The organism is Mesorhizobium carmichaelinearum, assembly GCF_900199455.1.
Classification (GTDB): Bacteria; Pseudomonadota; Alphaproteobacteria; order Rhizobiales; family Rhizobiaceae; genus Mesorhizobium; species Mesorhizobium carmichaelinearum.
Genome location: NZ_FZQR01000005.1, coordinates 253,266 through 277,172, shown reverse-complemented (window position 1 = coordinate 277,172; position 23,907 = coordinate 253,266). Strand labels below are relative to the sequence as shown.

Annotated in this window: 28 protein-coding genes and 1 pseudogene; 15 read left to right on the top strand and 14 right to left on the bottom strand. The window is 65.3% G+C overall.

Annotated elements, in window-relative coordinates; all coding sequences use genetic code 11:
- Window positions 1–112: 112 nt before the first annotated feature.
- The 3 genes from CKW40_RS14435 to CKW40_RS14425 are packed head-to-tail and all read right to left on the bottom strand — an operon-like array spanning window position 113 to window position 3,662.
- Complete coding sequence (locus CKW40_RS14435) at window positions 113–1,030, bottom strand: dihydrodipicolinate synthase family protein (RefSeq protein ID WP_095200562.1); 918 nt, start codon at window positions 1,028–1,030, stop codon at window positions 113–115.
- Window positions 1,027–1,962 carry an amidohydrolase family protein gene (locus CKW40_RS14430; protein ID WP_095200561.1) on the bottom strand — a complete coding sequence of 312 codons (936 nt, stop codon included), beginning with the start codon at window positions 1,960–1,962 and terminating at the stop codon, window positions 1,027–1,029. The genes CKW40_RS14435 and CKW40_RS14430 overlap by 4 nt, the downstream gene beginning before the upstream one ends.
- Window positions 1,959–3,662 carry an IlvD/Edd family dehydratase gene (locus CKW40_RS14425; RefSeq protein ID WP_095200560.1) on the bottom strand — a complete coding sequence of 568 codons (1,704 nt, stop codon included), beginning with the start codon at window positions 3,660–3,662 and terminating at the stop codon, window positions 1,959–1,961. Before CKW40_RS14425 ends, CKW40_RS14430 begins: the two co-directional genes overlap by 4 nt.
- Window positions 3,663–3,934: 272 nt before the next feature.
- Between CKW40_RS14425 and CKW40_RS14420 the strand changes: the two genes are divergently transcribed.
- Window positions 3,935–4,603 (top strand): GntR family transcriptional regulator, encoded by a 669-nt coding sequence (locus CKW40_RS14420; protein ID WP_095200559.1) that lies wholly within the window; start codon window positions 3,935–3,937, stop codon window positions 4,601–4,603.
- Between the two features lie 517 nt (window positions 4,604–5,120).
- Here the strand turns inward: CKW40_RS14420 and CKW40_RS14415 are convergent.
- On the bottom strand, window positions 5,121–5,831 hold the full coding sequence (locus CKW40_RS14415; RefSeq protein ID WP_095200558.1) for a hypothetical protein: 711 nt from the start codon (window positions 5,829–5,831) through the stop codon (window positions 5,121–5,123).
- 150 nt (window positions 5,832–5,981) lie between these two features.
- On the opposite strand from CKW40_RS14415, the gene CKW40_RS45580 reads away from it, so the two are divergent.
- The 5 genes from CKW40_RS45580 (at window position 5,982) to CKW40_RS14395 (ending at window position 10,126) form a co-directional block, all read left to right on the top strand.
- The gene (locus tag CKW40_RS45580; protein WP_342202931.1) at window positions 5,982–6,227 is read left to right on the top strand and encodes a DUF2306 domain-containing protein; all 246 of its coding nucleotides are present in this window, start codon (window positions 5,982–5,984) and stop codon (window positions 6,225–6,227) included.
- Window positions 6,179–6,514, top strand: a complete 336-nt coding sequence (locus CKW40_RS45575) for a DUF2306 domain-containing protein (RefSeq protein WP_342202930.1) — start codon at window positions 6,179–6,181, stop codon at window positions 6,512–6,514. Before CKW40_RS45580 ends, CKW40_RS45575 begins: the two co-directional genes overlap by 49 nt.
- A gap of 447 nt (window positions 6,515–6,961) precedes the next feature.
- Window positions 6,962–8,938 (top strand): acyltransferase family protein, encoded by a 1,977-nt coding sequence (locus tag CKW40_RS14405; protein WP_095200557.1) that lies wholly within the window; start codon window positions 6,962–6,964, stop codon window positions 8,936–8,938.
- A gap of 329 nt (window positions 8,939–9,267) precedes the next feature.
- Entirely contained in the window at window positions 9,268–9,696 is a 429-nt protein-coding gene (locus CKW40_RS14400; RefSeq protein WP_143748290.1) for a hypothetical protein, read from the top strand.
- Window positions 9,697–9,820: 124 nt separating this feature from the next.
- Window positions 9,821–10,126, top strand: coding sequence for a hypothetical protein (locus CKW40_RS14395; RefSeq protein WP_095200555.1), 306 nt, complete (start codon window positions 9,821–9,823; stop codon window positions 10,124–10,126).
- 56 nt (window positions 10,127–10,182) lie between these two features.
- On the opposite strand, the gene CKW40_RS14390 is transcribed toward CKW40_RS14395, so the two are convergent.
- The 3 genes from CKW40_RS14390 to CKW40_RS14375 form a co-directional block, all read right to left on the bottom strand.
- Window positions 10,183–10,776, bottom strand: coding sequence for a DUF6456 domain-containing protein (locus CKW40_RS14390; RefSeq protein WP_095200554.1), 594 nt, complete (start codon window positions 10,774–10,776; stop codon window positions 10,183–10,185).
- 243 nt (window positions 10,777–11,019) lie between these two features.
- On the bottom strand, window positions 11,020–11,238 hold the full coding sequence (locus tag CKW40_RS14380) for a hypothetical protein (RefSeq protein ID WP_095200552.1): 219 nt from the start codon (window positions 11,236–11,238) through the stop codon (window positions 11,020–11,022).
- A 7-nt stretch (window positions 11,239–11,245) separates the two neighbouring features.
- Window positions 11,246–11,863 (bottom strand): YdaU family protein, encoded by a 618-nt coding sequence (locus tag CKW40_RS14375; RefSeq protein ID WP_095200551.1) that lies wholly within the window; start codon window positions 11,861–11,863, stop codon window positions 11,246–11,248.
- An 86-nt stretch (window positions 11,864–11,949) separates the two neighbouring features.
- Between CKW40_RS14375 and CKW40_RS14370 the strand changes: the two genes are divergently transcribed.
- Window positions 11,950–12,231 carry a DUF982 domain-containing protein gene (locus CKW40_RS14370; protein WP_095200550.1) on the top strand — a complete coding sequence of 94 codons (282 nt, stop codon included), beginning with the start codon at window positions 11,950–11,952 and terminating at the stop codon, window positions 12,229–12,231.
- A 99-nt stretch (window positions 12,232–12,330) separates the two neighbouring features.
- A complete protein-coding gene (locus CKW40_RS14365) occupies window positions 12,331–12,633 on the top strand; it encodes a DUF982 domain-containing protein (protein ID WP_095200549.1) in 303 nt (100 codons plus the stop codon).
- A 194-nt stretch (window positions 12,634–12,827) separates the two neighbouring features.
- Here the strand turns inward: CKW40_RS14365 and CKW40_RS14360 are convergent, their stop codons facing one another.
- Together CKW40_RS14360 and CKW40_RS14355 are read right to left on the bottom strand one after the other, a co-directional pair.
- Window positions 12,828–13,511: a GcrA family cell cycle regulator gene (locus tag CKW40_RS14360; protein ID WP_095200548.1), complete on the bottom strand. Its 684-nt coding sequence runs from the start codon at window positions 13,509–13,511 to the stop codon at window positions 12,828–12,830.
- Between the two features lie 129 nt (window positions 13,512–13,640).
- Entirely contained in the window at window positions 13,641–14,018 is a 378-nt protein-coding gene (locus tag CKW40_RS14355; RefSeq protein WP_244571180.1) for a hypothetical protein, read from the bottom strand.
- 74 nt (window positions 14,019–14,092) lie between these two features.
- Between CKW40_RS14355 and CKW40_RS14350 the strand changes: the two genes are divergently transcribed.
- Complete coding sequence (locus CKW40_RS14350; protein WP_095200546.1) at window positions 14,093–14,797, top strand: XRE family transcriptional regulator; 705 nt, start codon at window positions 14,093–14,095, stop codon at window positions 14,795–14,797.
- Window positions 14,798–15,161: 364 nt separating this feature from the next.
- Here the strand turns inward: CKW40_RS14350 and CKW40_RS14345 are convergent, their stop codons facing one another.
- Window positions 15,162–15,464: a hypothetical protein gene (locus CKW40_RS14345; RefSeq protein ID WP_095200545.1), complete on the bottom strand. Its 303-nt coding sequence runs from the start codon at window positions 15,462–15,464 to the stop codon at window positions 15,162–15,164.
- A gap of 173 nt (window positions 15,465–15,637) precedes the next feature.
- On the opposite strand from CKW40_RS14345, the gene CKW40_RS14340 reads away from it, so the two are divergent.
- Together CKW40_RS14340 and CKW40_RS14335 are read left to right on the top strand one after the other, a co-directional pair.
- Window positions 15,638–16,000 carry a hypothetical protein gene (locus tag CKW40_RS14340; RefSeq protein WP_095200544.1) on the top strand — a complete coding sequence of 121 codons (363 nt, stop codon included), beginning with the start codon at window positions 15,638–15,640 and terminating at the stop codon, window positions 15,998–16,000.
- Between the two features lie 97 nt (window positions 16,001–16,097).
- On the top strand, window positions 16,098–16,676 hold the full coding sequence (locus tag CKW40_RS14335) for a flagellar basal body-associated protein FliL (RefSeq protein ID WP_244571179.1): 579 nt from the start codon (window positions 16,098–16,100) through the stop codon (window positions 16,674–16,676).
- A 74-nt stretch (window positions 16,677–16,750) separates the two neighbouring features.
- Here the strand turns inward: CKW40_RS14335 and CKW40_RS14330 are convergent, their stop codons facing one another.
- The 3 genes from CKW40_RS14330 to CKW40_RS14315 form a co-directional block, all read right to left on the bottom strand.
- Window positions 16,751–17,767, bottom strand: coding sequence for an ABC transporter permease (locus tag CKW40_RS14330; protein ID WP_095200543.1), 1,017 nt, complete (start codon window positions 17,765–17,767; stop codon window positions 16,751–16,753).
- On the bottom strand, window positions 17,764–19,341 hold the full coding sequence (locus CKW40_RS14325) for a sugar ABC transporter ATP-binding protein (protein WP_179297964.1): 1,578 nt from the start codon (window positions 19,339–19,341) through the stop codon (window positions 17,764–17,766). The genes CKW40_RS14330 and CKW40_RS14325 overlap by 4 nt, the downstream gene beginning before the upstream one ends.
- A gap of 220 nt (window positions 19,342–19,561) precedes the next feature.
- Complete coding sequence (locus CKW40_RS14315; RefSeq protein ID WP_095200542.1) at window positions 19,562–20,509, bottom strand: substrate-binding domain-containing protein; 948 nt, start codon at window positions 20,507–20,509, stop codon at window positions 19,562–19,564.
- A gap of 335 nt (window positions 20,510–20,844) precedes the next feature.
- On the opposite strand from CKW40_RS14315, the pseudogene CKW40_RS44605 reads away from it, so the two are divergent.
- The 3 genes and pseudogenes from CKW40_RS44605 to CKW40_RS14300 all read left to right on the top strand — a co-directional run.
- Window positions 20,845–20,922: pseudogene (locus CKW40_RS44605) on the top strand (type II toxin-antitoxin system HicA family toxin); the annotation flags it as partial.
- A 5-nt stretch (window positions 20,923–20,927) separates the two neighbouring features.
- Window positions 20,928–21,329 carry a type II toxin-antitoxin system HicB family antitoxin gene (locus CKW40_RS14305; RefSeq protein ID WP_095200704.1) on the top strand — a complete coding sequence of 134 codons (402 nt, stop codon included), beginning with the start codon at window positions 20,928–20,930 and terminating at the stop codon, window positions 21,327–21,329.
- A gap of 36 nt (window positions 21,330–21,365) precedes the next feature.
- Window positions 21,366–22,064 (top strand): RibD family protein, encoded by a 699-nt coding sequence (locus CKW40_RS14300; RefSeq protein ID WP_095200541.1) that lies wholly within the window; start codon window positions 21,366–21,368, stop codon window positions 22,062–22,064.
- A gap of 12 nt (window positions 22,065–22,076) precedes the next feature.
- On the opposite strand, the gene CKW40_RS14295 is transcribed toward CKW40_RS14300, so the two are convergent.
- Window positions 22,077–22,961: an SDR family oxidoreductase gene (locus CKW40_RS14295; RefSeq protein WP_095200540.1), complete on the bottom strand. Its 885-nt coding sequence runs from the start codon at window positions 22,959–22,961 to the stop codon at window positions 22,077–22,079.
- Window positions 22,962–23,049: 88 nt separating this feature from the next.
- Between CKW40_RS14295 and CKW40_RS14290 the strand changes: the two genes are divergently transcribed.
- Window positions 23,050–23,883: a helix-turn-helix transcriptional regulator gene (locus tag CKW40_RS14290; protein ID WP_095200539.1), complete on the top strand. Its 834-nt coding sequence runs from the start codon at window positions 23,050–23,052 to the stop codon at window positions 23,881–23,883.
- Window positions 23,884–23,907 lie beyond the last annotated feature (24 nt).

The window sequence follows — 23,907 nt, the reverse complement described above, 5'->3', positions numbered from 1 at the left end:
TGTCATTCTCCTCCGTTGGTTTCTTCTGCGATGCACGCCCGGGGTCCGGCTGGCGCGCCTGATTTTTCAGTTCCCTCTGTCGGACCCTGTTCTGCTTCCTGAACTCCGTTTCTCAGCCGGCCGCGGCCGGCGATGCCGCGAAATCGGTCTTGCCCAGCCGGGCAAACAGCTCCGTCCGCTCGAACGACGACAGGCGGCGAAGCGGCGGCATCAGCCGCTCCCAGCCGGCATCGCCGGTCATCGCGGCAAGTGCTGCCTTGACGCTCGCCATCAGCGGAAAGCCCGCGAGCACGCCGCGGATCGCCATCGCCGAAGCCACTGCCTGACGGCCCTTCTCCCCCTCCGGATCCGACCAGGCGATCCGGGACAGCGCGCCGGTGATGTTGGTGGTGGCCGATATGCAGCCGGCAAAGCGCGAAAGCTTCCATTCGGCCAGGCTGCCTTCCGAACTCGGAAACACGTCGAAGCCAGGGAAGCGCGCGGCGAGGTCGCGCGAAAAGGCGATGTCACCGGAGGAGTCCTTCAAGCCGACGACGATATCGGCGAAGCGGTCGCGCAGCCGCGCCACCGTGTCGGCGGCGAACGGCACGCCGGTGTTCTGCGGGATATGGTAGAGGTAGATTTTCAGGCCCTGCGGACCGGCTCCCGCGATCACCGCGCCGACATGGTCGGCCAGGCTCGCGGCATCGATGCCCTTGTAGTAGAAGGGCGGCAACAGCAGCGCCCCGGCAAAGCCGAGGTCGCGCGCGGCCCTGGTCAGCGCCACCGCATCGCCAAGAGCCGACGCTCCGGTGCCGGCCATGATGCGCCCGAGCGGCAGGCCGGAGCCGGCCACCGCGCGCATGGCGGCGATGCGCTGTTCGACCGAAAACGATGTCGCTTCACCGGTGGTGCCGAGCAGGTTGATGCCGTCGCAGCCGCCCTCGCCAAGCAGCCAGCGGCAATGGCCGAGCAGCCGGTCGATGTCGATCGACAGGTCGGCCTTGAGCGAGGTTGGCGTGGCGGCGATGACGCCCTTCAGTCTGGTCATGGTGCTGGTCCGTCATGTGTCCGTGGTGCCGGGCCGGGTTCGGCCGCCCAGTAGAGCCGGCCAGGATTGTCGACGAGCACCTTGCGGCGCAGTTCCGCCGTCGGCAGCCAGTCCTGGACGAGATCGACGATGCGGTCGTCATCCGGCACCGTCTCGAAACACTCGGTGTGCGGCCAGTCGAGCGCCCACAGCAGCGCATCCGGCGCCCGCTCGACCAGCCGCTCGACAAAGGGCGCAAGCGCGTCATAGCACTCGAGGCTCTCCGTCACCCGGTTGGGCGCGCCGAGCTTGATGAAGCAGAAGCCGGCGGCGGCAAGCTCGACAAGCGCCGAGAAGGCGCGGCCCTCCGGCCCGAGCGCCAGGTTGGGGAAACCGAAATGGTCGATGACGATGGGCACGCCGGCATTGGCCGCGACCGAACCGAGATCGGCAAAATCCTCGATGCCGATCTGCAGCTGGATGTGCCAGCCGAACTGCCGGACGCGTTCGGCGACATCGGGAAAATCCTTCATCGTCAGGCCGGCCGGATTGCGCGGATTGATGCGCAGGCCACGCACGCCCAGAAGGTGCGCCCTTTCAAACAGGCTCTCGGGCGCCCTCGGCGAAATCACCGCCACGCCGCGCAGCCTGTCGGGCATCGCCTGCAGCGCCTCGAACAGCGCGCTGTTGTCGAAACCGTAGACGCTCGGATGCACCAGCACGGCCCGGTCGATGCCATAGGCCGCCATGACCTGCCGGTAGTCGTCGATGGTGACCGGCGCGGGCGTGTAACCGCGGCCGCCAGCGAGCGGGAAACGCGAGACCGGCCCGAAGACATGGGCGTGCGTGTCGCAGGTGCCCGGCGGCAGACGATTGGTGCTGCGCCGCACCGGCATGCGCGGCGGCAGGCATTGGCGGGGTCCGGCCGTCATCTGCGGCTGCGCGGCGTTCATTGCGCGGCCTCCTCGATATCGGCGGCGGCCGCCGGCGGCGCGACGAGGAAATCGAAGTCGCAGCCCTGGTCGGCCTGCAGCACATGGTCGTGGTAGAGCTGGGCGTAGCCGCGTTCGGGCCGTTCGACGGCTGGCCGCGTGGTGGCGGCGCGGCGTGCGAGTTCCGCGTCGTCGACCAAAAGGTCGATGCGCCGCCCGGCGACATCGAGCCGGATCCTATCGCCGTCGCGCACCAGGCCAAGCGGCCCGCCGGCTGCGGCTTCCGGCGAGACGTGCAGGATGACGGTGCCGAAGGCGGTGCCGCTCATGCGGGCGTCCGACAGCCGCACCATGTCCTTGACGCCCTCGGCGGCGAGCTTTTTCGGGATCGGTATATAGCCGGCTTCGGGCATGCCGGGCGCGCCCTTCGGCCCGGCATTGCGCAGCACCAGCACATCATCGGCCGCGACATCGAGATCGGGATCGTCGATGCGTTCGGCAAGGTCGGCCACCGACTCGAAGACCACAGCGCGGCCGGTGTGCTGCATCAGCGCCGGCGTCGCCGCCGAATGCTTGATGATGGCACCGCGCGGACACAGATTCCCCGACAGCACCGCCATGGCGCCCTGCGCCTTGAGCGGCTGGCCGAGCGGGCGGATGACCTGCTGCTCGTGCATGTCCTGGCGCCGCATCACCCGATCGGCCAGCGTGCCGCCACCGATGACCGGAACGCTGAGATCGAGGAAGCCGGCAAGTTCGGCGAGCAGGCGCGGCACCCCGCCGGCCTCGTGGAAATGCTCCATATAGTGCTCGCCCGATGGTTTCAGATCGACCAGCACCGGGACCTCGCGGCCGATGCGGTCGAAATCGGCCAGATCGACCGCGTGGCCGGCGCGGCCGGCGATGGCGGCCAGGTGGATGATGCCGTTGGTCGAGCCGCCGATCGCCTGCATGACCACCATGGCGTTGCGGATCGAGGCCGGTGTGACGAGTTCGCTGGGGAATGGCCTGCCGCTGACGGCAAGGGCGGCGGCGACCCGGCCCGAGGCTTCGGCCGAACGGACCCGCTCGGCGAGCGGTGCGGGAATGGAGGCGGCGAAGGCTATCGCGAGACCCATGGTCTCGGCGATGATGGCCATGGTGCTGGCCGTGCCCATCACCATGCAGGTGCCGACCGAAGGCGCCAGCCGGCCATTGACCAGTTCGATCTCGGCGGCGTCGATCTCGCCGGCGCGACGGCTCGACCACAGCCGGCGGCAGTCGGTGCAGGCGCCGAGCGTCTCGCCCTTGTGGTGGCCGACCACCATCGGCCCGACCGGCACCACCACCGTCGGCAGGTCGGCGCTGATGGCGCCCATGATCTGCGCCGGCAAGGTCTTGTCGCAGCCGCCGACGACCACCACCGCGTCCATCGGCTGCGCCCGCACCATCTCCTCGGTGTCCATCGCCATCAGATTGCGCAGCACCATCGAGGTCGGGTGGGCGAAGGATTCGTGGATGGAGATGGTCGGAAACACCATCGGCAGGGCGCCCGACAGCATCACGCCGCGCTTGACCGCCTCGATCAGCTGCGGCGCGTTGCCATGGCAGGGATTGTAGTCGCTGGCGGTGTCGATAATGCCGACGATTGGCCGGTCGAGCGCGTCGTCGGAATAGCCGGCGGCCTTGATGAAGGCCTTGCGCAGAAACAGCGAGAACGCCGGGTCGCCGTAGCTGGTCACGCCTTTTCTGAGGCCACGATATGCCAAAACCCGTCCCCTCGACCGAACCTTGCGCTCGGCGCGGCCAGGCCGCGCCGATGGAGGTAACGATAGCCGTCGCTTTCAGATTGTCAATAATCCTGGACGATTTTGTGCAGAGATGGCTGATTTACGCCAATAATGCTCGCATATTATCAATTATCCGATGACACCCGTCGGTTGCCGGAGCGCGGGAAATCGGGCTAAGGTGAGCCAGTACATCCCGGCCTGTCCCGGGACAGCAAGGGTTCGCGATGCTCAACAGTTTCGACTATGGCGGCAAGGAAGCCGACACCGTTCACGCGCTGGAGGAGGACATCATCTTCGGCCGGCTGGCGCCGGGCGAACGGCTGGTCGAGGACGTGCTGCTTGCCCGTTTCCCGGTCTCGCGCCACACCATCCGCCAGGCGCTTTACCAGCTGGAAAAGCTCGGCATCGTCACGCGCGAGCGCAACAAGGGCGCCATGGTGCGGCGGCTTTCACCCGACGAAGTGCGGCAGATCTACGAAGTGCGCGAAATGCTGCAGCGCCAGGCCGCGCTGATGATCCGCCTGCCGGCCAGCGACGAGCTGATCGCCGAATTGACCGAGATCCACCGCATCTACAGCGGCCATGTCGACGCAGGCTATCTCCGGGGCATCCACGAGGCCAATGACCGCTTCCACCTGACCATGTTCTCGGCCTGCGGCAACGCCTATCTCGTCTCCTCGATCGAACATTATATGCGCCTCAGCCTGCCGGTGCGGGCCAATTCGCTGGCCGACAAGGAAAAGCTCGACGTCTCGCGGCAACACCACGCAATGATGATCGAGGCCATGAAACGGCGCGACAACTGGGTGCTGGCACAGCTCTGCGTCGACCATCTGCAGCCGAGCAAGGTGTTTTATCTCCAGGAGATCGAGACGGCGGCTGGCGCGGGCTAGGTCGACTGAAACCTGCCGCGGCGAAAGCGCGAGCGGGCCGATTCTAGAGCAATTCCAGGAAAAGTGTGAGCGGTTTTCCCGGGAAAAGCGCATAGCGCTTTCCCTTGGGAATTGCGTCAAAACAAAGAGTTAGAGCGGTTCGCCGTTTCCATGAAACTGTGAAACGCTCTAACGGCAGCCCGAACCGACCCTTCCCCCGCCGCGAGAGCGTTGCGGATATCGGGATGTCAGGTCGCTTCCAGCACCATGTTCAGGGGCGGCTTCGACTTCACCGGCCACGGCTGGCGACCGTGAAACTTTCCGCGCGCCGTTCCCGTTGCTTTTGGGATCGCCTCCCAGGCGATCGTAGACCTCCAATCAATGCCCCGCCGGCCCTGCCGGTGGGGCTTTTTTTTGAGGCGGCCGGCACGGAACAATCCGGGAGTCGAAGTCGTAGGATACTGCAACGTCCGGCCGGCTCAGCGTCTGGTCGCGATCCGCGTCGGGTTGCGGGCGCTGCCATCCGAGCTGCGGCAGCCTATTCGTCGTAGGGATCGATAAGCTTGCCGGTGGCGACATCGCGGCGCTCGCGCCGGATGACGGTCGCCCGCAACTCCCAGTGTGGCATGTGGCGATCGAAGTCGAGGGAATCGGCAAGCGAGATGCCCTCGGCAAGCTCCAAGTGACCGAACCGCTCCGTGCGGACGATCTTGCCTTTGGCCGCCTCCGACAAATCGAAAACCTGGACCTTCCAGGTCGAATCGTCGCCCCAGATACAGCCGGCGACAAAGCCGGTGCTCAGCGACAGCCAGGGGCCGATCGACCAGCCATAATCATACGCATTGTCTTCCTGAAGCTTGTACGTTTCGGCCCGGGCTTCGAACACCCATTTCTCTTTCTGCTCGCCCGTCGCCCGTTGTGTGTACATCACCTTCCTGTAGCGCGGCACATAAAGCTCGACCGGGCAAAAGCCATCGGACGCCGGCTCCTCGCCGCCCAGATCCCGGCAATCCGGCAGGCTCATCACCCGCGTCGCAGTGTAGTCGCTGGAGTAGAGCGCATACCAGGCACCGTCGATCTCGAACGGCTCGAAGGTTTCTTCGCCGAAGCTCGGATAGTTGCGCCTGTACGCGCCAACCCAGCTGTCGCCGTCGAAGATATTGACGGTCACTTCCCCCACGAAACCTGACCGGGGCTGCTCCTCGATGACCTCGACCCGGAACCGTCTTGCGCTCAATTCTGCCTTCATGTGGCGCTCTATATCAGCAAGGGTGGCTCGTCTTCCAGAGACTGCCGTCTGGCGAGCAAGGCGGCAAGCGGTCCTGCATTCCTCCTTGCGCCCTCCCTTGCCGCTCCGGCGCCCTCTCGGCCATAATCCGTCCTCTCGCGGAGAACACCGATGTCGCTCAGCCCCTTGTTTCACGCTTCGCCCATCATCCAGCTCCATGCGCTGATCGCTATCGCCGCGCTGCTGCTCGGCGCCATGCAGCTCTGGCGCACCAAGGGCGACCGGCTGCACCGGGCGCTTGGCCGCGTCTGGGTGGCGCTGATGGCGACGGTCGCCGGCTCCGGCCTGTTCATCTGGACGATCCGGCTGTGGGGCCGTTCAGCCCGATCCACCTTCTATCGGTTCTGGTGCTGGTGATGCTGTGGCGCGGCGTGCGCGCCGCACGCGGCGGCGACATTGCCGCCCACCGCCGCATCATGCAGGGCACCTACATTTTCGGCCTGATCATCACCGGGCTTTTGACCTTCATCCCCGGCCGCACCATGTATTTCGTCGCCTTCGGCCCGCAGGGCGCGACGGCACAGAAACTGGTGGTGTTTGCCGCCCTGGTTGTCATGGTGGCCGCCGCCGGCCTCTATGCCGCGCGCGGTGCACGGGCGGCAGTGCCGCCTATGCGTGGAGAATCGCGGCCCGGAAGCGCATAAAGCCGCCGTTTGCAGGGCGGCCGACCTGTCAGCCCGGCGACGGCGGCCGGAAAGCCCGCCCTGTCGCATTGCCACCACGAACGGATCGGCGAAAATGCCCGGCTGCGCGCTCAGATCGGGGCGGACGCAACGAACGCGACGACGGCGGACAGCTTTTTGCGCTTCACGAGAACCGGCTTTTCGTAAGTCTTCTTCATGGAATGCCCCAATGCCCCGGGATTTGCCCGCGCAGGTCGCTATGGAAGCCCTTGCTTGTCAAGCAAACGCCCAACAAGGTTTCCTGATCGCCGGCCGGCATTCGCGACCGTCCCATCGTTGCGGGTCGAGGCATCCTGCCTCTTTCCCTCCTTCTTCTGGCCATGTTGCACTGCGAAAGAACTGCTGCATTGCGATATCGGCCGACCAGGCCGACATGCGCGGCGGGCTGGGCACAACGAAGGAGCTTTCGTGGCGGCATCGTTCCGGCCTGATATACAGGGATTGCGCGCGCTGGCGGTCGGCGGCGTCGTTGCCTATCATTTCGGCCTCGCCGCCCTGCCCGGCGGTTTTGCCGGCGTCGACATCTTCTTCGTCATCTCCGGCTGGCTGATCACGACGCATCTAATGCGCGAGATCACCGAGACCGGCCGGCTCGACCTCTGGCGCTTCTATGCGCGGCGCGCCAGGCGGCTTTTGCCGGCGGCCCTGTTCGTCATCGTGGCGACGCTTGCCGCCGGCACTTTCATCATGGCGCCGCAGGAGCAGGCGCTCTATTCGCGCGGCGCGATGTTCGCCTCGGCCTACGCCATCAATCTGTGGCTGCTGCGCTGGTCGTTCGACTATTTCGCTTCGGATGCCCTAAGCAACCCCTTCATCCACTTCTGGTCGCTGTCGGTGGAGGAGCAGTTCTACCTCGCCTGGCCGGCGCTGATGCTGTTCGCCGCCTGGCTGCATCCCGGCCGGCGGATGGCGGTCGCGGTGATCGGCATCGCCGGCCTCGCCTCCTTCACCGCCTGCCTGTGGCTGACCAGCCTCTCGCCGGCCTGGGCCTTCTACTTCTCGCCGCTGCGCGCCTGGGAGTTCGCGGCCGGCGGCCTGGCGACGCTGGCGCCGGCAACATTGTTGCGCAACCGCGCATGGCTGCGCGCAGCGCAGGGCTGGCTCGGCCTGGCGCTGATCGCGGCGGCCTATCTCTGCTTGAGCGAGGACCTGCCCTTCCCCGGCTGGTACGCGGTGCTGCCGGTCGCCGGCACGGTGCTGGTGCTGCTGAGCGGCGCCGGCGAAGAACACGATAAGCACACAGCCAGCCCAACCGGCTGGCAGGCCCTCACGCCCGCCGCAGCACTCTCGCTGCCGCCTCTGCAATGGATCGGGGCGCTCTCCTATTCGCTCTATCTCTGGCACTGGCCTGTTATCGTCTATGCCGGCATGCTGGCGCCGGATCTCACCATTCCGCAGCGCCTTGGCTGCGGCGCACTGGCACTGGCGCTGGCATTCCTCACCTATCATCTGATCGAGAACCCGGCGCGGCGCGGCGGCTGGCTGACCATTGGCGTTCGAGCGCTGGTTCCGGCGCTGGCGCTGACCGGCGTCGGCATGGCGGTGGCCTATGCCAATGCGCATCTCGCCACAGGCAATATCGACTCGGCCCAGCGCGGCATCGAACAGGCGGCCGAACAGCCTTCCACCGCCCGCGCCACCGACGAAAACTGCCTGCTCGACTTCCACACGGTGAAGCCCAAACCTTGCACCTTCGGCGCGGCGGACGCCGCCCACACCATCGTGCTGTTCGGAGATTCGCATGCCGACCACTGGTCGACGCCGCTGGTCGAGGCGGCCAAGCGCAACGACACCAAAGTGGTCACCTATCTCAAATCCTCATGCCGCGCCTCGCGGCTGCCGACCTTCAGCGCGGTGCTGAAGCGCGACTACACCGAATGCGACGCCTGGCGCGAACAGGCAATCGCCGACATCATCCGCCGCAAGCCGCGCCTGGTGGTGATCTCGGAATTCTCGATCAGCAATCTGACGCGCGACATGCCCGCCGCCGGCCGCAAGGCCGAGACCGCGCGCTGGCAGGCCGGCCTGCGTTCCACATTGCAGGCCTTCAGCCAGGCCGGCGTCGAGACCGCTGTCATCCGCGACACGCCGATCGGCGACAGTTTCGCCGATTCCTGCGTGGCCCGAGCGCTATGGTGGCGCGAGACCCCCTCGCGCTGCGACACGCCGAGGGTCGAGGCCGCCAATGACAGCGCCGCGGAGCAAGAGCGCGCCGTGGTCAAAAGCGTGCCCGACACGCTCTACGTCGACCTCACCGACCGCTTCTGCGGCGCCACCGAGTGCCATGTCTTCATCGGCGGCAGGCTGGCGTTTCGTGACCGGCATCATCTGGCGACGGCATTTGCCGAGACGCTGGAAGGGCCGATTGAGAAGGCGCTGTTTTAGGGTTTAGCCGCCTTCTCCCCGTTCACGGGGAGAAGGTGCCGGCAGGCGGATGAGGGGCAGCGCGGCGCTCAGCCCTTTTTTGCAGAAACATCCATCCCAACCCGGCTCATCGGGCCTCGGCCAGTTCCGCCACATAGCGCTCAAGTGTAATCTCTCTCGCGCTCAAGCCAGTTCGACAGGTTGTAGCTTCGTCGAAATGCATGCGCATAAACTGATGCCCTTGAGACAGCTTCGGTTTTGCGATTGATTGAGCAGCACTTCCCGGGCGGAATAGATTCTGAACAATTTCAACACGCCTAGGATCGAAATCCGTGCCCAGGATGGCCGCAATGGATCTGCTGAAGCGCTTGTCGCTCAACGTCATAGCACTGGCGCTAGCCACCTTTATCGGAGCAATCGCCGTCTCCCAGGCCGCCTACATTTTTCATGTCCGTATCGCAAAATACCCAGCGGCACCGCTCATCTTTGGGTTATTTATCGCGATTATTATTGCCGCGATTGCACCAAGGACAAAATTCTTGCCAAGATTTCTCGTCTTCACCGGAATATTCCTCTTGGAGCTTGCTTTATACGTTGCCTTTACAAATTCGATGCTGTTCCTGGTCAAGAACTACTGGGATGGAAATGTGGCGGCAGCCAAACCTTGGGCTTACCTGGGGGTCTTGATCCACATCATAACCTTCACGGCGGGCCTCGTAACGTTGCGCCGGTTTCGGCTGCCAAAGCCAACCGAGATCGAGGTGGATTGGGCTCGGTAGGCGATACACATTTCCGGGCTGTCGAGGGCTTTCCACACCAAGGTTCGGTCCACATCTTGCGAATCCATGGAACGAGCCCGCGTCCCGAGAGTTATATTAGATCAACCTTGAGAAGGAGGTAGCCATGAAGAAGCTCCTGCTTGCCTCGGTTATCGCCATTGCTTCGGCGGCGGCGATGATCGCCCCGGCCAACGCCCGCAGTCACGTCTTTATCGGCATCGGCGGCGGCTACAACGACTATTACGGCAACGACTATTATGATGGCTACGGGGACTATGGCGGCCGTTACGTCTACAGCCCCTACGACGCCTACGATGACGGCTACAGGCCGCGTTATTTCCACCGGCACCACCACCGTTGCCACATCGAAGTGATCAATCACTGGCGCCATCATCACAGGATCGTCGAGGAAGTCCGCGTCTGCGGATAAACTGATCCCGGTGACACGGATCCGGCCGGCATCGCCGGCCGGATCGTTGCGTCGCCTCACCGCCCCATCATCATCCCATAATGCACTGCCAGCAGGTCGAGCCCGACCTTCAAGAGCTTCGTCACCACGTCCCTTCCTTCACCGGTCTGTTCCGCCAGGCTTTTGATCGACCCGCCCGCGCAGCAGACCTTTTGCACCACCGCCGCGACCTCCCAATGGCATAGCGCCCTCGTTGCGGCGGCATGCGCCCGACCGGCGTCGAGCACGCTGTCGGCGATGCCGCCGCCATGGCGGCCGCCGTCGACGCGCTCGCTCCAGCGCATCGGTTTCACGCTGGCCTGCTGGCTGCACTGGAAATCCTCGCGGTAGCGCTGGCCGGCCTCGCGCTGCTGGCGCGACAGCGAGGTGATGCCGAGCAGCGGATCGACATTGCGCACCCGCACGATGCCGCCGGTGGAGGTGTAGCCGTCATTCGACACTTCATAGACGCGCCGCGCTTCAGCCGTGCCGGCGTTGAGCCGCTTGCGGCCGAAGGCGTCGTCGCTGAGCGCGAAATCATGGCCGACCTCCCGGCGGATGCGCACCTGCTCGGCCTCGCCCTTGGGCAATTTGGGGGCTTGCGGCTTGGCGGCTTTGGCTTTCCTGGGCATGGGGCGGCTCCTTGGGGTTTTGGGGTGTGGTGTTTTTGGTTAGAGAGGCCGGCGGGACAGCGCCCCCCTCTGCCCTGCCGGGCATCTCCCCCACAGGTGGGGAGATTGAATGCGTCGCGGCCTTCGCCAATCGCCGGCGTTGCAGAAAAGGCGGCGCGGGCGACGCTGCCAATCTCCCCCCTAGTGGGGGAGATGGCCGGCAGGCCAGAGGGGGGCGCTGTCCCGCCGACCTGTCGGAGATGATCATCCCGTCACCAGCTTCGCGGGCACTTGCGCCGCCCTTCTCGCCATCAGCTCGCGCATCACCCGCCGCTCCCGCACCTCGATGCAGAGCTGCGCGCTCGATGGGCAGAACTGGGCGTTGCCGCTTTTCACCTCGCCGCGCACGAAGCGCTGGATGGCGGCTTGCAGGTCGGCAAGTTCGGCGTCGCGCACAGCACTGAGATAGCCGCGCATCTGCATGTCGACATCAGTCAGGGCGGATTGCGGGAAGCATGAGAACATCACGGCCAGCGCCCTCGTCGCCTGCTGCAGTTCGGCTGCGGTCATGGCTGCGGATCTCCTCGATGATGGCGTTGGCGGCGTCGGTATGGGTTTTCGGCCGCTGCCAGCCGGGTTTTTTCCCCGAAAAGACGGGAGCCGTTTTGTATTTACCCGCGGGGGAAAAAGCGGACGCTTTTTCACTCTGGTTTCTGGAGTCTGGAAAATGCCGCGGCAAAGCGCCGGCACTTGCTGGGGGATGCGCCTTTGTTTTCAAGGCGGTGGCGGCACCGCCGCGTGCGCCGGCGGCGGCCCTCGCCTCGCTTTTGACCTGCGCCTTGTGCAGCTCTTTCGTCAGCCTCTTATGGCCGATCTCGCCCGCCTCGCGCTCGAAGAAGGTCAACAGGTCGCCGCTGATGGCACGCCATCTCTTGAGCGACAGCCGCGCCACCCGCGCCAGCTTGGCGTCATCGTCGGGCAGCCGGCCGCCGGCGTTCCACATCGCCATCAGGATGAGCATGTAGGCGCCGATCTGCTCGGTGGAGAGCTGCAACGTGTCGCCGACGAAATCGGAGACGTAGAGCTGCATGAACGGCCGCTCGCTCATGCCGGCCCCCTGCTTGCACGCACGCTAATGGAACCAGCCGCCGGCCCGCACGTTATGACGCGACCATGCCTGAGGGAGGTTTGCCGATGACGGCTTTCATGCCGGTTACGCTGCGCTTTTGCGACAACAAGACCATGCTGGTCGGCTCGGTCGCCGACGCCGAGACGGCGTTGCGGCACCAATGGCCCGACAAGACGGCACCCGCCTATGTCGAGGCCGCACGGCTGGTCAGGCTGGCGGTCGAGGGCAGTTGCTGCCCGCGCACCGCCTTCGAGGCCTTCAGCAAGGCCGCCCGGCAACAGGGAATATTGGTGGCCAAGCGCAGAAGCCGGGCGCATGATTGGCTCGACGCCGCCGCCAACCCGTGAAGCCCGCGCGAAGGCGATGCAACCGCCTGGCGGCCTCGCGCGTTTATAAGCGTCGGCTTGAAAGCCGCGCCGAGATCGAGGGTGAACGCCGTGGGTACGATGAAAACGCCGCTCAAAGTAAGCATGGACGGACATGTCGAGGAGATCGACAGCGTCAGCGATGCCGCCGATTTCCTGCAGCGCTGGCCGATCGATCGGCGCGGCCATGTCTACCGCAGCGCGCTCAACGCCTGCAGTGCCGCGATCGCGGCGCAGATTTCCGAATCCGACGCGATGAAAGTGTTCACCGGCTTTGCCCGCGTCGCCGGCATCCTGGTTGCCGAAGCTGGCCCGGCCATGCGGCTGGAGCCGCGCAGCGTGCAAAGCCGCATGCCCAAACAAGGCCGGCAGATACCGAAATAAGACACAAGCCCTTTCTCCCCGTTTACGGGGAGAAATGCCCGGCAGGGCAATGAGGGGCAGCGCCAGCGTTTCGGTAAGTGGCGTCTGAATCGGGTGCTTGGGGTTCATGTCTGCTTTCAATCCTGCCATGTCAGCGCTGCCCCTCATCCGCCTGCCGGCACCTTCTCCCCGTATAGAGACGGGGAGAAGGAAGCTCACGCGCAAACCCTGCGTTGAAACCGTGCCTGGTGATAACCGCAGTAGCTTTTCAGCCCTTTGGTGCGCATGCCGCAGCACAGCATGTCGGCGCCGGGCCAGCCGCCTGGCGCGTCGTTTTCCGGATCCTCTTCCAGCGTTAGGTCCAGCGGCGCGCGGCAGCGGGAAAACAGGCAGTCGATGAAGCGCATCGCCACGCCATGCGGCTGGCGGCCGATGGGTCCGCGCGGCGGTGCCGGCACCTTGAAACGGTAGGCTTCACCATCGGCGATCAGCACGCCCACCTCGCGCACGAACAGGCGCGGCGGCAGCCAGGCCGGCGAAGCGTCGCGCCTGGCCCGGGCCTTGTTCTTGCGCGGGATGGTGTCCTCGGCGGCACGGACGCGGGTGCGTTTTTCCGCAACCGCCTTGCCATTGGCCTTGTCCTTTGCCCGCTTGGCGGTCGCCGGCTTGCGCATCGTCCGTTCACCGGCAGCCTGCCTCACGGCCGGCGGCATCCCTCGGCCGTTGGCAAAGCCGATCGCGCCCAGCATGGCGTTACGGTGGACGATGCCGATGATGGCGTTGCGTGAAACCGGGCTGCCGCGCAGCGCGCTGAACGCCGCGGCGATCCGCGAGGCTGAAAGCCCCTCCTTCAGCCAGCGGGCGATCTCTTGCAGTTCGGCGTCGCTGTAGCTTGCCATGTCCAGGCTCCATCCAGGGGTCCGCCTTCGGCCGCGCTCGAGCGCGCGCCGTCGGCCAGGCGTCAGGGTGCGGGCCCGGTCCGGGCCACGGTCAGGGTGTTCGGTGCGAAAGCCGGCTTGCGGACCGGATCAGCCGGAGCGGATCGAGTGCCCGGCGGCCAGGCGCGCCAGCCGCGCCTCGGCGGTCTTTCTGTCGGGGGCGGAAACCGCCCTGCCCGTCATCGGCTCGAACAGGATGACGGTCTGCGTGCGGATGCAGGAGCGCGCATAGGGACCGGCAGCGGGCCGGTCGAATGGGGGGCCGGAGCCGAGGGGAGCGGCGGCTCCGGCCGTTCCGGGCACCGCTGACGGGCGGGCCGGACCCGAGGCATCAAAGCGCTCGGGCTTCGCCCCGGCCGGGGAGGAGGACGGCCGGGACGGAAGGGAATGGGCGGCGACTTCAGTCGCCTCGTTTGCCTCACGCGAGGCTGGCGCTACCGCGCCATCAAAGCTGGACAGGTTTTGCATGGCCAGATATAAGCATAACTCAAAAATAGATGCAAGCCATTCTTTCATAGACGAGAGCCGCTTTCATCGCTCACATGGGTGCCATGGCCAAAACGGAACTGTCGATCAAGGTCGGGGCGGCGATACGCCAGGCGCGCAAACAGCGCGGCCTGGTCATGCGCCATATTGCCGAGCACAACGACACCGATGTCGCCGCCGTCGGCAATTGGGAAACCGGCCGCAATTTGCCCAAGACCGAGAACCTGTTGAAGACCGCCGCCTTCCTGCGCGTCGACCCCGTTGCGCTGGGCAAAGGCGAGGTCGTCTTCCTCGACCATGCCGGCCCGGTGGCCGACGCCGAGATCGTCACCGATGCCGGCCCGCTGCCCGCCGGCTCAATGGATATCGAGGTGCTGGGTGCCGCGGTCGGCGGCGATGACGGCGACTTCACCTTCAACGGCGAGCCGGCCGGCTACGTCCAGCGCCCGCCGGGCGTGCGCAACCTGCCGAAAGTCTTCGCGCTGCATGTGCTGAGCGACTCCATGGTGCCGCGCTACGAACCCGGCGACCTCATCTATTGCGGCGGCCGCGACGCGGTGCCCGGCGACCATGTGGTGATCGAGACGTTTCCGGAAGAAAACGAAAAGAACGGCAAGGCCTTCGTCAAGAAGCTGGTCAAGCGCACCGCCGGCGAGCTGGTGGTCGAGCAGTACAATCCGCCCAAGACGCTGACCTTCAACCGCTATGCGATCAAGCATGTCTGGCGGGTCATACCGCTGAAGGAATTGCTGGGGTATTAGAGGCGCCTGCTTTTCCGGATGCAGCCGCCCTTACCCGTGTGACGGCGTTCTTGCGCCGTCGACAGTTGGCGAAACCATCCGCAACAGCCTACTTTCTCCCCGTCACTATACGGGGAGAAATGTCCGGCAGGACAATGAGGGGCAGCGCCAAGATCTCGGCAAGTAGCACCTCCAATGCCAAGCCTCGAAGAAAACGGCTAAACTTGGCCACACTCTCACACCATCAAAATGAAAGTTCAATTCTGCCAAATCAGCGCTGCCCCTCATCCGCCTGCCGGCACCTTCTCCCCGTATAGTGACGGGGAGAAGGGGGCCGATCGCAGCGTCGCGCAACAACGTTGGCGAAATTGTCCATGACGCACCCTCAAGCCCGCCTCGCCCCCTCCACCTGCACTTCCCGCTCGCTCAGCATCTGCGCTTCGCTGCGCACGCGCTGGCGCTCGTCGACGAAGGCGGCCTGGATCGAGATCGCCGTGCCCGGCAGCCCGTCGGCGCGGCAGGCCGAGCAGACGATGCGACCCGAAAGCTCCGCCAGCGGCGTGTTGCCCGCCACCCCGAAACGCCGGAGCTCATCCGGTTTCCACCATCTGTTGCGGCCGCAATCGGCGCACTCGACCGATATCGAGACGACATGTGCGATGACTGGTTTCCTGCCCGGCAATGCCATTGCCCATCCACCCCGTTTGTTCCTGATTTGTTCTTATATTCCCGTGTTTTGAGCCGGGAGTCGAGCCGCAGTTTTAACACTTTCCCAAAAGTTTCCCTTTTACCAATTTTTGAGTTATGCTTTTATAAACTCACAGATGTGAGTCGCGTGCCGCATCAGACCCGGGAGCAGTGATGGATGCCGCCGATTTCGCCCGCGCCTGCGGATACACCGGCGACAGCCCTGCTCTGCTCGAAGCCTTCGAGGCGATCCGCCGCAACGGCATCGGGCAGGCCCGCCACGACCATTACAGGCGCAAGGCCGTCATCGACGAACTGAAGCAGTCGGAGCTGCTGTTCCTGGCGGCGATCGGCCCGGCGCTGTCGGCTGAGGAGGCCATCGAGGACACCGCCCGCTTCATCGCCTGCTGGCGCAACATGCCGCGCTGGCGCCAGGAACGGCACCTGTCCGACCTCGCCAGGGCGAGACAGCAGCGTCTCGTGGCGCGCTTCTTCCGCCGCTACAGCCACCGCCTGTGGGCGCTCGAAGCGGCTTGAGCCGCCTGCATTTGACCACCCGGCTGGCCTGACCGGCCCTGATTCCGTCGGATTGCTGCGCTGATTGGTGCGTCGAAACCCGCCGGAAGGACCCGCCATGAAACGCCTTGTTCTCGCCGCCCTGTGGATCATGGCGCTTGCTCTGTCCGCCCACGCCGCCGGCGACAGCACATCAGGGCTTGCCGATACCACCGTGCTGATCGTGCGCCATGGCGAAAAGCCCGACAGCGGCCCCGGCCTGTCGCCCGAAGGCGAAGCCCGCGCGCAGGCCTATGTCGCCTATTTCCAACCCTTCATGCTCGATGGCATGGCGTTCCGGCCCGATGTGCTGGTGGCCAGTGCCGATTCCAAGAGCAGCGCGCGCGAACGGCTGACGCTGACGCCGCTCAGCCAGGCGCTGAAACTGCCGATCGACCAGCGCTTCGCCGACCACGAAGTCCAGAACCTCGTCGCGGCGCTGTCAACCGAAAGCCACGGCAAGTCGATCCTGATCGCCTGGCATCACGGCCAGCTGGCCAAGCTCATCAAGGCCTTCAGCGCCGACCCCAAGACGCTGCTGCCGAACGGCAAATGGCCTGATGATGTCTTCAACTGGGTGGTGGTGCTGCGCTTCGATCAGGGCGGGCAGCTGGTGCCGGGCTCGGCACGGGTGATTGAGGAGAAGTTGCCGGGGTGAAATGGTGTTCTGCTGGTGCGAGGCACCCCCTCTGTCCTGCCGGACAGAGGGGGGTGAGCGCAGACCTCTCGCCCCTATCGCCTCACCCGCGACTTCAGCCAGCGGTCGAACGCCACCGCCAGGATCAGGATCAACCCGATCACGATGCTCTGCGTGTAGGACGACACATTGTTGAACTGCAGCCCGTTCTGCAGCACGCCGATCAGCGCCGCGCCCACCACCGTGCCGCCGACCGAGCCGATGCCGCCGAACAGCGAGGTGCCGCCAATGACGACGGCCGAGATCACCGTCAGCTCATAGCCGATGCCGGCGACGGCTTCCGAGGAGTTGAGCCGCGCCGACAGCACGAAGGCCGCAAGCCCGGCGAAGAAGCCGACAATGACATAGACCGAGACCAGGATGCGGTCGACGCGCAGGCCCGATAGCCGCGCGGCCTCGGCATTGCCGCCGACGGCATAGACGGCGCGGCCATAGCGTGTGTAGCGCAGCACGATGTGGCACAGGATCGCGGCGATGGCGAAGATGATCGCCGGCACCGGCACCGGGCCGATCAGGCCGGTGCCGAACCAGCGCATCGAGGCGTCGAAGCCGGAGATCGGGCCGCCATTGGAGATGGTCAGCGTCAGCCCGCGAAATACCGTCAGCCCGCCCAGCGTGACGACGAAGGGCGGCACTTTCAGCCTGGTGATGGCGAGCCCCTGCACGCCGCCGGCGGCAGCGCCGACGATGACGGCGGCGAGCAGCGCGGCGAACCAGCCATAGCCCTGCGTGCCTGAGGTCGACAGCGACAATGTGTTGGCCGCGCCGCCCTTGGCGACGACAGCGGCGACCATGCCGCAGAAGGCGAGCAGCGAGCCGACCGACAGGTCGATGCCGGCGGTGAGGATGACGAAGGTCATGCCGAGCGCGATCAGCCCGGTGATCGAGATTTGCCTTGTGATGTTGAACAGATTGATCGGGTCGATGAAGCTCGGCTTCAGCACGGTGAAGACGATGACCAGCGCCGCCAGGAACAGCAGCGGCCCGAAACTCATCAACAGCCGTGCGATCGTCACGCCGCCGCGCTGGTCCTGTTCTTCGGCGATGCTCATCGTGCCTGCCCCTCCGCATCCCGCCCAAGCGCATCTTGGCTGTCGAGCGCCATCAGTTCCATCAGTTTTTCCTCGTTCGCCTCGACGCCCGGCATCTCACCGGTGATGCGGCCCCGGCGCATGGTGACGATGCGGTCCGACACCGCCAGCACTTCGGGCAGTTCGGACGAGATCATCATCACCGCAATGCCGCGCGCCGCAAGCTGCACCAGGATCTGGTGCACCTCGGCCTTGGCGCCGACATCGACGCCGCGCGTCGGCTCGTCGACGATCAGCACTTTCGGGTCGCGCGCCAGCCAGCGCGCCAGGATCACCTTCTGCTGGTTGCCGCCCGACAGGCCCTCGATCGCCTGCTCCGCCGAGGCCATGCGGATCGACAGCATCTTGCGAAACCCGGAAAGCGCGTCGCGCTCGCGCCGCTCGGCCATAAAGCCGAAGCCGTTGCTGAAATGCCCAAGCGAGGCGACGGAGAAATTCGGCAGGATGCCCAAAGCGGCAAAGATCGCCTGGTGCTTGCGGTCCTCCGGCACCAGGCCGATGCCGAGCGCAATGGCATCCGCCGGCGAGGCCGGCGCGATCTGTTTGCCGCCGAGCGTGATCGTGCCAGCAGCGATGCGGTCGGCGCCGAAAATGGCGCGCGCCAGTTCCGTGCGGCCCGAGCCGACAAGTCCGGCGACGCCGAGGATTTCGCCGGCCTTGACGTCGATGTCGACGCCATCGAGCACGATGGCATGCGGCGCCTCGGGATCGCGCACGGTCCGCAAGCCGCGCACCGACAGCACGATATCGCCGGCGACCGCACGCTGCGCCGGCCGCGCGTAGAGTTCGGAAGCCGCGCGGCCGACCATCTTCTCGATGATCCGCGGCAACTGGATCGGTCGCCCCTTATCGCGGTCGAGATGCCCGGCCAGCCGGCCGTCGCGCAGCACCGTCATGCGGTCGCAGATGGCGGATGCCTCCTCCAGCCGGTGGGTGACGAACATGATCGCGACCTTGTCCTGGCGCAGCCGGTCCATGATCGACAACAGCCGCTGCACCTCGGTCTCGGTCAGCGCCGAGGTCGGCTCGTCCATGATGATCAGCCGGCTTTGCAGTGACAGCGCACGCGCAATCTCGACCAGCTGCTGCTCGGCCACCGACAGCGCCGAGACCGGCGTCATCGGATCGATGGACAAGCCGACGCGAGCGATGATGTCTCGCGACGACGCCTCCATCCGCCGCCAGTTGACCAGTCCCAGCGACCCGACCGGCGCGCGGCCGATGAAAATGTTCTCGGCCACCGTCAGCGTCGGGATCAGGCTGAGTTCCTGGTAGATGGTGACGATGCCGAGCCGCTTGGCATCCTGCGGGCTGGATGGCGCGTAATCGGCGCCGTCGAAAATGATGCGCCCGCTCGACGGCGGCATGACGCCCGACAGGATTTTCAAGAGCGTCGATTTTCCCGCGCCGTTCTCGCCGAGCAGGCCGAGGATTTCGCCGGGGTGGATGTCGAGCGAGACATCGCTCAGCGCGGTCACGCCGGAGAAGTGCTTGGTGATGCTCTCGACGGCAAGCAGGGCGGCTTCAGCTGGCAAGGGTTGCTCCCGGATTGCGGCAGGCCGCGGGACAGCGCCCCCCTCTGTCCTGCCGGACATCTCCCCCACGAGGGGGGAGATTGGATGTCACGCCGGCTTTCGCCAATCTCAAACGTCGCAAGAAAGGCGCGGTCGAACAAGCTGCCGATCTCCCCCCTTGTGGGGGAGATGCCCGGCAGGGCAGAGGGGGGCGCTGTCCCGCCGGCCTCACCCAATCAGCCTACTTCGTCTCGCTCAACCTCTCGGCCTTATCAAGATTGTCCTTGCCGATGACGATCGGTGTCAGCAGCACCAGCTTCTCCTTCGGCTCGGTCTTGTTCTTGGCGTAAGCGACCGCGATCTGCACGGCGGTGCGCGACTGCTGGCCGGGGAACTGTTCGACCGTGCCGGCAAGCTTGCCGTCACGCACGGCAACCAGCGCTTCCGGCAGCGCGTCGAAGCCGTAGATCTTGACGTCGGTGAAGTTGCGCGCGGCACAGGCTTCGAGCGCGCCGAGCGCCATGTCGTCATTGGCGCAGATGATGGCGTCCGGCTTGCCGTTGGCGGCAAGCCCGGCTTCCGTCACCGACAGCGCTTCGGCCCGCGCAAAGTTGGCGGTCTGCTCGAAGATGATCTGATACTTGTCCTTCAAGGGATCGAGCACATTGTGCACGCCCTTGTTGCGGTCGATGGCCGGACCAGCACCCGGCTGGCCCTGCAGATGGAACAGCTTGGCGCCGTTGGGGAACGCCGCCACCATGGCGCTGGCCTCCGCCTCGCCGCCCTTGACATTGTCGGCGCCGACATGGGCCAGGATGCCCTCGACACCGTCGACGCGACGGTCGATCGTCACCACGGGAACGCCGGCCTTGACCGCTTCCTCGATGGCCGGCGCCAGCGCGTTGACGTCGAGCGGCGAAATGACGATGGCGTTGACCTTCTGCACCAGCGCCGCCTCGATGTCGGCGGTCTGCTTGGTGGCCGAATTCTGGCCGTCGCTCTCGGTCAAGTTGACGCCCTGGGCGGCGGCTTCCGCCTTGATCTCGTTCAGCATGTGCACGAAGAACGGAAAGCCGAGATTGGGCACCGAGCCCAGTATGGTCAGCTTGTCCTCGGCGAACGCCGAACGAGCGGCCAGCACCATCGCGCCCGCGGCCACGGACGTCATCAGGAATTCACGTCTGTTCATGGTTGATCCTCCTCCACAAGAACGCACAATCCCCAAGACCAGGATCGGTCTTGGGAAGGGATCATGCGTCGGTTCAAAGTGTTGGAGCATCCTCCTTGCGCGGGATGGCGCATGCCGCTCCAGCTGACCGCCGTTGCAAAAACTGCCTCCCATCGGCATCAGCCTGAGGATGCTAACCCAGGGTCAACCATTTGTGCAACATCGATATAACAGTGCTGGGCAGCCAATTATCGGAATTGTCGGAATTTTGGATGCTGGGCGTCCTGCCCTGCATCATAGACGCGGCGCTCCGCAGACCTTATCGGCTCTAGCTGACTTTCACATTCTGGTTGAAAGTTCCCCACCCCAAGCGCGATATCCCGATCGGCACTCTGCGCAGCATCGAAAAGCAATCCGGACTGAAACTGAGGTGACGGACATGAAGCAGTATATCGGACTTATCCATAAGGATGCCGGCAGCGACTTCGGCGTGTCTTTCCCTGATTTCCCAGGCGCGATTACCGCCGGCAAGGATCTGGATGACGCCCGGTCCATGGCCGAAGAGGCACTCACCCTCCACGTCGAAGGGCTGGTCGAGGATGGCGAAGCTATTCCCGAGCCTTCCAGTCTGGAGGCGGTGATGGCAGACGCCGATAATCGCGACGGTGTTGCAATCCTGGTCGCGGCCAGGACCGAGGCCAGGAAGGCGGTGCGTATCAACGTGACGTTGCCGGACGACGTTCTGCGGCGGATTGATGCCTTTGCCGAAGCCCATGGCTATACGCGATCCGGGTTTCTCGCGAAGGCGGCTGAGAAAGCGATGGAACTTGAATCGGCCTGATGCATGTCACCCCAAAAGTAATCCCTGGAGAATTGCATGAAGCCACACATCATCTGCCATATGCTCGCCTCGCTCGATGGCGGCCTTCACCCCAGCCGCTACACCACAAGCCCAGACGGGACCCGGGCCGAGTGGTCAGGCCTCTATGAGCAGATCCACAGCGACCTCGAAGGTGACGGCTGGATCGTCGGCCGCGTCACCATGGCCGAGATGAGCAAGGCCGGCGCACATCCGCCGGAGCAAATCGGCGAGGTCGAGCGGCCGCATCATTTCGCCCAACGCGACGCGGGGACCTATGCCCTGGCGCTCGATGCCTCGGGAAAGCTCCACTTTGCCAAGCCTGATGTCGGCGGCGACCATGTCGTGGTGCTGCTTGGGCACGGCGTCTCCGACAGCCATCTGGCCGAGCTCGCCGCCGACGGCGTGTCCTACATCGTGTCGGAAACGGCCGAGATCGATCTCGCCGCCATGCTCGATGTGCTCGGGCGCGAACTCGGCATCAGCCGGCTGCTGCTCGAGGGCGGCGCCGGCATCAACGGCTCCTTCTTCGCGGCGGGACTTGTCGATGAGCTTAGCCTGCTCGTTGCACCCGCGTTCGATGCACGGGCGGGAAACCAGGGCTTTGTCGAGTTCGGCGAAAGCGGCCTCGCCGGCAAAATGCAGTTGTCGCTGACAAGTTGCGAAACGCTGGCGCACGGGCTCATCCACTTGCGCTACGCCGTCAGCCCCGGCTGAAGCCGTAGCGCATCAATAGCGCATGGCGTCGAGGTCGGTGATCAGCGTCGGGCCGGTCGGATGCCAGCCGAGCCGGGCCTGGGTCAGCGCGCTGGAGGCTGGCAGGTCCGCCGGGGCGAACATAGCCATCCAGCCAAAGTGTTCCGCCGCCTTTTCCGGCGCGATCGAAACGACCGGCAATTTCAGGCCCCGGCCAAGCGCCTCGGCGATGGCGCGCACCTCGACACCTTCCTCGCCGACCGCGTTGTAACGCGCGCCCGGCTGCCGCTTTTCCACGGCAAGCCGGTAGAGCCGCGCGGCATCGAGCAGATGACCCGCGGAGAAACGATTGCGGCCTTCGCCGACATAGGCCGAGACCCCTTTCTGGCGCGCGATCTCGACGAGCGGCGTGATCAGCCCCTGCTTGACCGTATTGTGGACCTGCGGCAGGCGCATCACCGACACGTTGATGCCCGCCTCCAGCAAGGCATTGCCGGCAAGTTCCGAGGCGATGCGCGGATTGGGATGGCTGGCGTTGAAGACGTCCTCGACCGCCGGCTGGCCATGTCCGGGGCTGCCCATGCCGACGCCCGAAGTGATCACCAGCGGCCGGTCGGATCCGGCAAGCGCCGCACCAAGGGCTGCAATGACGCGCTTGTCTTTTTCGCAGTTGTCGGCAAAGCGCGAAAAATCATGGTCGAAGGCGGTGTGGATCACGGCATCCGCCTTCGCCGCGCCGGCGCGCAGGCTTGTCGGCTCCTCGAGCGTTCCACGATGCACCTCGGCGCCTGCGGCGGCGAGCGCCTCGGCGCCGGCATCGGAGCGGGTGACGCCCACAACCTCATGGCCGGCCTGGATGAGTTCGGGAACGATGGCCGAGCCGATGAAACCGGTCGCGCCGGTGAGAAAGATACGCATGCAAAATCTCCTGCGGTTGCCTGCGTAATATCGACGGTCTATTATTCCATTAAAGTAGTGATCTTATCATGGTATAATCTTTAACAGGATGGCTAACAGCATGCCCACCCCCGGCTCACTCGCTGCCTTCCTGAAGGACCGGCGCACCCGGCTCGATCCGGCATCGTTCGGCTTCTCCGGGCGCCGGCGCACGCCGGGGCTGCGCCGCGAAGAGGTCGCCCAGCGCGCCAACATCAGCCCGACCTGGTACACATGGCTGGAACAGGGCCGTGGCGGCGCGCCTTCGGCCGATGTGCTGAACCGCATCGCCAAGGGACTATTGTTGACCGAGGCCGAGCGCGAACATCTTTTCATGCTGGGGCTCGGGCGCCCGCCCGAGGTCCGCTACAGAGGCGACGAAGGCGTCAGCCCCCGGCTGCAGCGCCTCATCGACACGCTCGAGGCCAGCCCCGCTTTGGTCAAGACCGCGACCTGGGACGTCGTTGCCTGGAACCGCGCCGCCGAGATCGTGCTGACCGACTACGGCAGCATACCCGCCGGCCGGCGCAACATATTGCGCTTCATGTTCCTCACGCCCCACATCCGCGCCAAGCAGCATGATTGGGAGAACCTCGCCCGTTTCGTGGTCGGCGCTTTCCGGGCCGATGCGGCGCGTGCCGGCGCGGTCTCCGAGGTCACCCAGCTGGTGGACGAACTGTGCAGCGGCAGCGCCGAGTTCGCCAAGCTGTGGCAGGAGAACGACGTGCTCGCCCATGGCGACGGAACAAAGCGCCTGAAGCACCCGGAACTGGGTGACATCGAGATGGAATACTCGTCCTTCGCGGTCGACGGCCGGCCCGATTTGAACCTGACGGTCTACAACCCGATCGACAGTCAGGTCGCCGACCGCATCCGCGCGCTGGCCAGGCATCCCAAGGAGTAAAGGACTGGTGCCGCCGCGATGGCG

Bases quoted from the DNA above. Each gene is read 5' to 3' on its own strand.
- CKW40_RS14435 (WP_095200562.1), bottom strand. From the start codon at position 1,030: ATGACCAGACTGAAGGGCGTCATCGCCGCCACGCCAACCTCGCTCAAG.
- CKW40_RS14430 (WP_095200561.1), bottom strand. From the start codon at position 1,962: ATGAACGCCGCGCAGCCGCAGATGACGGCCGGACCCCGCCAATGCCTG.
- CKW40_RS14420 (WP_095200559.1), top strand. From the start codon at position 3,935: ATGCTCAACAGTTTCGACTATGGCGGCAAGGAAGCCGACACCGTTCAC.
- CKW40_RS14415 (WP_095200558.1), bottom strand. From the start codon at position 5,831: ATGAAGGCAGAATTGAGCGCAAGACGGTTCCGGGTCGAGGTCATCGAG.
- CKW40_RS45580 (WP_342202931.1), top strand. From the start codon at position 5,982: ATGTCGCTCAGCCCCTTGTTTCACGCTTCGCCCATCATCCAGCTCCAT.
- CKW40_RS14400 (WP_143748290.1), top strand. From the start codon at position 9,268: ATGGATCTGCTGAAGCGCTTGTCGCTCAACGTCATAGCACTGGCGCTA.
- CKW40_RS14395 (WP_095200555.1), top strand. From the start codon at position 9,821: ATGAAGAAGCTCCTGCTTGCCTCGGTTATCGCCATTGCTTCGGCGGCG.
- CKW40_RS14390 (WP_095200554.1), bottom strand. From the start codon at position 10,776: ATGCCCAGGAAAGCCAAAGCCGCCAAGCCGCAAGCCCCCAAATTGCCC.
- CKW40_RS14380 (WP_095200552.1), bottom strand. From the start codon at position 11,238: ATGCAGATGCGCGGCTATCTCAGTGCTGTGCGCGACGCCGAACTTGCC.
- CKW40_RS14375 (WP_095200551.1), bottom strand. From the start codon at position 11,863: ATGAGCGAGCGGCCGTTCATGCAGCTCTACGTCTCCGATTTCGTCGGC.
- CKW40_RS14370 (WP_095200550.1), top strand. From the start codon at position 11,950: ATGACGGCTTTCATGCCGGTTACGCTGCGCTTTTGCGACAACAAGACC.
- CKW40_RS14365 (WP_095200549.1), top strand. From the start codon at position 12,331: ATGAAAACGCCGCTCAAAGTAAGCATGGACGGACATGTCGAGGAGATC.
- CKW40_RS14360 (WP_095200548.1), bottom strand. From the start codon at position 13,511: ATGGCAAGCTACAGCGACGCCGAACTGCAAGAGATCGCCCGCTGGCTG.
- CKW40_RS14355 (WP_244571180.1), bottom strand. From the start codon at position 14,018: ATGCAAAACCTGTCCAGCTTTGATGGCGCGGTAGCGCCAGCCTCGCGT.
- CKW40_RS14350 (WP_095200546.1), top strand. From the start codon at position 14,093: ATGGGTGCCATGGCCAAAACGGAACTGTCGATCAAGGTCGGGGCGGCG.
- CKW40_RS14345 (WP_095200545.1), bottom strand. From the start codon at position 15,464: ATGGCATTGCCGGGCAGGAAACCAGTCATCGCACATGTCGTCTCGATA.
- CKW40_RS14340 (WP_095200544.1), top strand. From the start codon at position 15,638: ATGGATGCCGCCGATTTCGCCCGCGCCTGCGGATACACCGGCGACAGC.
- CKW40_RS14335 (WP_244571179.1), top strand. From the start codon at position 16,098: ATGAAACGCCTTGTTCTCGCCGCCCTGTGGATCATGGCGCTTGCTCTG.
- CKW40_RS14330 (WP_095200543.1), bottom strand. From the start codon at position 17,767: ATGAGCATCGCCGAAGAACAGGACCAGCGCGGCGGCGTGACGATCGCA.
- CKW40_RS14315 (WP_095200542.1), bottom strand. From the start codon at position 20,509: ATGAACAGACGTGAATTCCTGATGACGTCCGTGGCCGCGGGCGCGATG.
- CKW40_RS14305 (WP_095200704.1), top strand. From the start codon at position 20,928: ATGAAGCAGTATATCGGACTTATCCATAAGGATGCCGGCAGCGACTTC.
- CKW40_RS14300 (WP_095200541.1), top strand. From the start codon at position 21,366: ATGAAGCCACACATCATCTGCCATATGCTCGCCTCGCTCGATGGCGGC.
- CKW40_RS14295 (WP_095200540.1), bottom strand. From the start codon at position 22,961: ATGCGTATCTTTCTCACCGGCGCGACCGGTTTCATCGGCTCGGCCATC.
- CKW40_RS14290 (WP_095200539.1), top strand. From the start codon at position 23,050: ATGGCTAACAGCATGCCCACCCCCGGCTCACTCGCTGCCTTCCTGAAG.